The following is a 5,560-nucleotide window of genomic DNA, read 5'->3' on the forward strand; positions in this document are numbered from 1 at the left end:
GCCGCGCCAACAGCGCCACCTTGCGGCCGGCGGCAGCCAGCATGCCGCCGACAAAACAGCCGATGCTGCCGGCGCCGGCGATCCCGATCGGTCGATCTAAAGCATTCATCCGCCGTTCAACCTCGTGACCATAATCGATAGCAGAGTTGGTATTTTGTGCCTACCGAACGGAAGCCGCAGCTTGCGGCCGTGCCTTGTAACCGTCATGGGCCGCCGTTATGTTTTCGGCGCGGGGCAGATACGCGGGAGAAGACGATGGGTTTACTCGACGTACTCAACGGCATGCAGAATGGCCCGCGCGGGCCCAGCACGCCGAGCGCCGAATCCGACAAGGGCGGCATGTCGCCAATGACCATGGCCATCCTGGCACTGCTGGCCTGGAAGGCGGTCAAGCATTTCACCAACCAGCCCGGCGAGGCCCCACGGCAGGCGCCGACGCCGACGCCAACTCAGACACCCACTCCCCCGCCCGGCAACATCGTGACCGCAGGCCTTCCCGGCGGTCCCGCCGGCGGCGGACTGAGCGACCTTCTCAAGGGCGGCCTTGGCGGACTGCTCGCGGGTGGTGCGGCCGGCACCGTCCTGAGCGGCGGGCTCGGCGATCTCCTCAAGCAACTCCAGGACAAGGGCCTTGGTGACCACGCCGATTCCTGGGTCAGCAACGGCCCGAACAAGCAGGTCGCGCCGGGCGATCTCGCCAATGCGCTGGGTGCCGACCAGATCGACCAGATCTCCGCGCAGAGCGGAATGTCGCGCGACGACCTGCTCCGCGGCTTGAGCCAGTATTTGCCCGACGCCATCAATCATCTGACGCCGGACGGCCGGTTGCCGAACGACGATGAAATCTCGAGGCGGATCTAATTGCGACCGTGTGAAGCGGTGATCTCTCGTTTCAGGAAAGGACGACCGCCATGAGCGGCATTCTCTGGATCATTATCGTCGGCTTTGTCGCCGGCATCATCGCGCGGTTCCTGTCGCCGGGACCGAACAACCCGAGCGGGTTTATCCTGACCACGGTGCTCGGCATCGCCGGCGCGTTCCTCGCAACCTGGATAGGTCAGGCCATCGGCCATTACAGCCCCGACCAGGGCGCCGGCTTCATCACCGCCACGATCGGCGCGCTGGTGGTGCTGTTCATCTGGAACCGGCTGGTGGCGAGCGGCGTCATTCCCGATCCCGGCAGGCGGTAGTCGTTCGCCGCTTTGAGCGCGCACGTAGGGATGGGCAAAGCGCAGCGTGCCCACCTTTCTCGCACCGACCGTGGATGGTGGGCACGCTGCGCTTTGCCCACCCCACCGCAGTGCTCTCGCAATCGACGATTATGCGATCAGATGCATCCCCGCATCCATGCGCACGCACTCGCCGGTCATGTTGCCCGAGGCCGGCGTCGCCAGGAAGCAGACGAGCTGCGCGATATCTTCGGCCGTTGAGGCGACCTTCAGCGGCACCCTCGCCACGACAGCATCGCGCACCTGCTTGGCGCCGGCTTCGCCGCGGCCCTTGGTGAACCAGGGCGTATCGATATAGCCGGGACAGACCGTGTTGACGCGAATGAGCGGCGCGAGCGCGCGCGACAGCGACAACGTCATGGTGTTGAGCGCGCCCTTGCTTGCAGCATAAGCGATCGAGGAGCCGACGCCGGAGATGCCTGCGACCGACGAGACATTCACCACCGCCGAGGCGCGCCCCGACGCGTTCGCGGCGGCTTCAAGCAGCGGACGGGTCGCGCGCACCATCTGGAACGGCCCGATCGTGTTCACCGCGTAGATGCGCTGGAAATCTTCCGCCGAGAGCCCGTCGAGATTGTCGTGCGCGACATGCTTGGTGGTGCCGGCATTGTTGATGAGCGCATCCAGCCTGCCCCAGGATGCCGCGGCAGCAGCGATCTTGCGGCAGTCCTCGTCGCGCGACACGTCGCCCTGCACCACCACGACCTCGGCGCCGGCGCTGCGGCAGAGATCGGCGGTCTCCTCGGCTTCCTTCTTGCTGTTGGAATAGTTGACGACGACGCGCCCGCCGACCTTGGCCAGGATCTGCGCGGTCGCGGCCCCAAGGCCGGACGCCGAGCCCGTTACGATTGCATACAAACCATCCTTCGACATCCGCACTCCCTCTTTAGCTTTTGCGCTCAAAACGTTCCGGCGCTGGCATACCATATCGCGCACCCAGCGCGACAAGCCAGAACTCCGTTGCGTGGAATTTTTGCTTTCCGCACTATGGCTCGCATGCCGCCGCCGCAGGCGGCCCTGCGGACAGCGCTTGTCACGGCTATGGCTTTTCCGCATCATAAAGCGCAAGAACGGAACGCACTTGGCGCGACAGTTTGGCGCGTCCGAGACGTGCCAAATTCCATAACTTGAGGAACGCCGTGGCGGAGAGTGAGAATATCGTCGTCGAGACCGCAGAGAAAATCTTTGCCGATCTCGCCGACGCCCAGACCATCAACAGTGACAAGACGGGAAGCTGGAAAGCGCCACTCTGGCAGGCGCTGAGCGAGGCCGGCCTGCCGCTTGCCTGGGTGCCGGACGATCTCGGCGGCTCCGGCGCGAGTCTGGCCGAGGGCTTTGGCGTGCTCAACGCCGCCGGCCGGTTCGCGATCGCGGTCCCGCTCGCCGAGACCATGCTGGCGGGCTGGCTGCTCGCGCAAGCGAAGATCGCTTCTCCCGACGGCGAGATGACGGTGATCCCCGGGAGCCCAAAGGATCGCATCACGCTCAATGCCGATGGCAGCCTGTCCGGCCGCGCCCGCGGCGTGCCGTTTGCCAAAGCGGCAAAGCATGTCGCGGTGCTGGCGCATGGCAACAATGGCGGCATCTCGATCGCATTGGTCGACGCTGCCAAAGGCCGGATCGAGGCCGGCCTCAATGTCGGCTACGACAATTCGGATACCGTGACGCTGGACAAGGTCGAGCCAATCACGATCAAGCCGGCGCCCAAGGGGTTTGACCAAGCCACGCTGATGCTGATGGGCGGCGTGGTCCGCAGCCTGCAGATCGCGGGCGCGCTGGAAGCGATGCTCGACATTTCCGTGCGCTATTCCAATGAGCGCGTCGCCTTCGAGAAGAAGATCTCGAAATTCCAGGCGGTGCAGCACAATCTCGCACGCCTCGCTGGCGAATCGGCCGCCGCGCTCGCCGCCGCTACCTCTGCCGCCGACGCCATCGCGAACGCGACCTCCTTCGACGACGCGGTGTACCTCGAAGCAGCGTCCGCCAAGATCCGCTGCGCGGAGGCGGCGGAGAAAGGGGGCGCCATCGCGCACCAGGTGCACGGCGCGATCGGCTTCACCATCGAGCACATCCTGCACCGCTATTCGCTGCGCGCGCTGGCCTGGCGCGACGACTTCGGCTCGGAAAGCCATTGGGCGGTTGAGCTCGGCAAGCGCGTCGCCGCCAGAGGCGCCGACGAATTGTGGCCGCTGGTGGCCTCGCGCTGATTTACGGAAAGAGCTATGACTGCAGCCCTACGTTTCGATCCGATCCGCCTGCCGCCCGAATGCGAGCGATTGCGTAAAGAAGTGCGCGCCTTCCTTGCCGAAGAGATCGCCGCCGGCACCTTTGATCCGAACAAGCCCAACCGCGACGACACCGACGCACCGGAATTCTCGCGCCGTGTCGGCGCCAAGGGCTGGCTCGGCATGACCTGGCCAAAGAAATATGGCGGCCAGGAGCGCTCGTTCCTGGAGCGTTATGTGGTGACCGAGGAAATGCGGGTCGCCAACGCGCCGACACGGCGCTTCTTCGTCGCCGACCGCCAGAGCGGACCGGTGCTGCTGAAATATGCGCCCGAGCATGTCAAGATGGACATCCTGCCGCGCATCTGCCGCGGCGAGCTGTGCTTTGCGATCGGCATGAGCGAGCCGAATTCCGGCTCGGACCTGTTCGCGGCGAAGACGCGCGCGACCAAGACCGATGGCGGCTATCTGATCAACGGCAGCAAGATCTGGACCTCCTCGGCGCATATCGCCGACTACATGATCGCGATCTTCCGCACCTCGCCGCCGACCAAGGAAAATCGCCGCCACGGCCTGACCCAGTTCCTGGTCAAGATGAAGCAACCAGGCATTCAGGTGAATCCGATCGGCCAGATCACCGGGCAGTACGAATTCAACGAAGTCGTCTTCACCGACTATTTCGTGCCCGACGATCACGTGCTCGGCGAGATTGACGGCGCCTGGAAGCAGGCGACGAGCGAGCTCGCCTATGAGCGCAGCGGCCCCGAGCGCTTCCTCGAGACTTACTACGTGCTGACCGAACTCGTGCGCGCCGTCGGCGACAAGCCGGACACCCGCAGCGCCGAAGGCATCGGCCGCCTGGTGGCGCAGCTACACACCATGCGCCGCATGTCGGTCTCGGTCGCCGGCATGCTGCAGGCCGGCAAGGAGCCGGTGGTGGAGGCGTCCATCGTCAAGGACATCGGCACCGTATGGGAGCAGCAATTGCCGCACCGGGTGCGCGACCTCGCCGCCTTCGTCGAGGAGACCGCATCCAACCGCGAGACGCTGGAGAAGCAGCTCGAGTTCGCGATCAGGACGGCGCCGAAACTGACGATCCAGGGCGGCACCACGGAAGTGCTCCGCGGCATCATTGCGCGCGGACTTGGTTTGCGCTAGGCGCGCGGCCGGCCTGCGCTAATTCAAAGGGGAACGCTCATGAGCAAATATACCGATATCGGCGTCGAGAAGCAGGGCCATGTCGGCCTGATCGAAATCCGCAAACCGCCGTTGAACTTCTTCGACGTCGCGCTGATCAATCAGATCGCGGATGCGCTCGAGGAATTCGACCGCGACATCGAGATCCGCAGCAGTGTGCTCGCCGCCCAAGGCAAGGCGTTCTGTGCCGGCGCCAATTTCAGCGATCCGGCACGGCAGGAGCAGGAAGCGCGCGCGGAGTCCGATCCGGCCGCCAATCTGCCGATCAACCATCTCTATGTGCAGGCGGTGCGCATCTTCCGCAACAAGAAGCCGATCGTCGCCGCCGTCCACGGCGCCGCCATCGGCGGCGGACTCGGACTTGCCGTCTCCGCAGACTTCCGCGTCACCTGCCCCGAGGCGCGCTTCTCGGCGAACTTCACCAAGCTCGGCTTCCATCCCGGCTTCGGATTGACATTCACGCTGCCCGAGTTGATCGGCAAGAACCATGCCGAATTGATGTTCTACACCAGCCGCCGCGTCACCGGCGAAGAGGCCTACCGCTGGGGGCTCGCCAATGTGCTGGTGCCGCAGGACCAGGTGCGATCAGAGGCGCTCAAGCTCGCGCAGGAGATCGCCGAATGCTCCCCTCTCGGCCTCATCTCCACCCGCGCCACCATGCGCGGTGACCTCGCCGACCGCGTGCTCGCAGCCACCAACCATGAACTGATCGAGCAGACCAGGCTGCGCGCCACGGAAGATTTCAAGGAAGGCGTCAAAGCCAGCGCCGAGCGCCGCGTCGCGAATTTCAAGGGGCGGTAACGCCGCTTGCGCCGACGCGTAGGGTGGGAAAAGCGCAGCGTGCCCACCTTCTCTTGCACCGACCGTGAATGGTGGGCACGCTGCGCTTTGCCCACCCCTACAAGTCAG

The 5,560-nt window shown here is 65.0% G+C and carries 7 protein-coding genes; 5 read left to right on the top strand and 2 right to left on the bottom strand.

Annotated features, from left to right (window positions below):
- Positions 1-109 (bottom strand): 2-dehydropantoate 2-reductase N-terminal domain-containing protein (locus tag CWO89_RS48985; protein WP_130583797.1); only part of this gene is annotated, 109 nt, incomplete at its 3' end.
- A gap of 146 nt (positions 110-255) precedes the next feature.
- Between CWO89_RS48985 and CWO89_RS40125 the strand changes: the two genes are divergently transcribed.
- Positions 256-861, top strand: coding sequence for a YidB family protein (locus CWO89_RS40125; RefSeq protein WP_130583798.1), 606 nt, complete (start codon positions 256-258; stop codon positions 859-861).
- 50 nt (positions 862-911) lie between these two features.
- Entirely contained in the window at positions 912-1,190 is a 279-nt protein-coding gene (locus tag CWO89_RS40130) for a GlsB/YeaQ/YmgE family stress response membrane protein (RefSeq protein ID WP_130583799.1), read from the top strand.
- 129 nt (positions 1,191-1,319) lie between these two features.
- Here the strand turns inward: CWO89_RS40130 and CWO89_RS40135 are convergent, their stop codons facing one another.
- Entirely contained in the window at positions 1,320-2,102 is a 783-nt protein-coding gene (locus CWO89_RS40135; protein ID WP_130583800.1) for an SDR family NAD(P)-dependent oxidoreductase, read from the bottom strand.
- Positions 2,103-2,368: 266 nt separating this feature from the next.
- On the opposite strand from CWO89_RS40135, the gene CWO89_RS40140 reads away from it, so the two are divergent.
- The 3 genes from CWO89_RS40140 to CWO89_RS40150 are packed head-to-tail and all read left to right on the top strand — an operon-like array spanning position 2,369 to position 5,452.
- On the top strand, positions 2,369-3,436 hold the full coding sequence (locus CWO89_RS40140) for an acyl-CoA dehydrogenase family protein (protein WP_130583801.1): 1,068 nt from the start codon (positions 2,369-2,371) through the stop codon (positions 3,434-3,436).
- A gap of 15 nt (positions 3,437-3,451) precedes the next feature.
- Positions 3,452-4,612: an acyl-CoA dehydrogenase family protein gene (locus CWO89_RS40145; RefSeq protein WP_130583802.1), complete on the top strand. Its 1,161-nt coding sequence runs from the start codon at positions 3,452-3,454 to the stop codon at positions 4,610-4,612.
- Positions 4,613-4,651: 39 nt separating this feature from the next.
- Positions 4,652-5,452 (top strand): enoyl-CoA hydratase/isomerase family protein, encoded by an 801-nt coding sequence (locus tag CWO89_RS40150; protein ID WP_130583803.1) that lies wholly within the window; start codon positions 4,652-4,654, stop codon positions 5,450-5,452.
- The last annotated feature ends 108 nt before the right edge of the window (positions 5,453-5,560 follow it).

Origin of the sequence: Bradyrhizobium sp. Leo170 (assembly GCF_004296405.1) — a bacterium.
GTDB lineage: Bacteria > Pseudomonadota > Alphaproteobacteria > Rhizobiales > Xanthobacteraceae > Bradyrhizobium.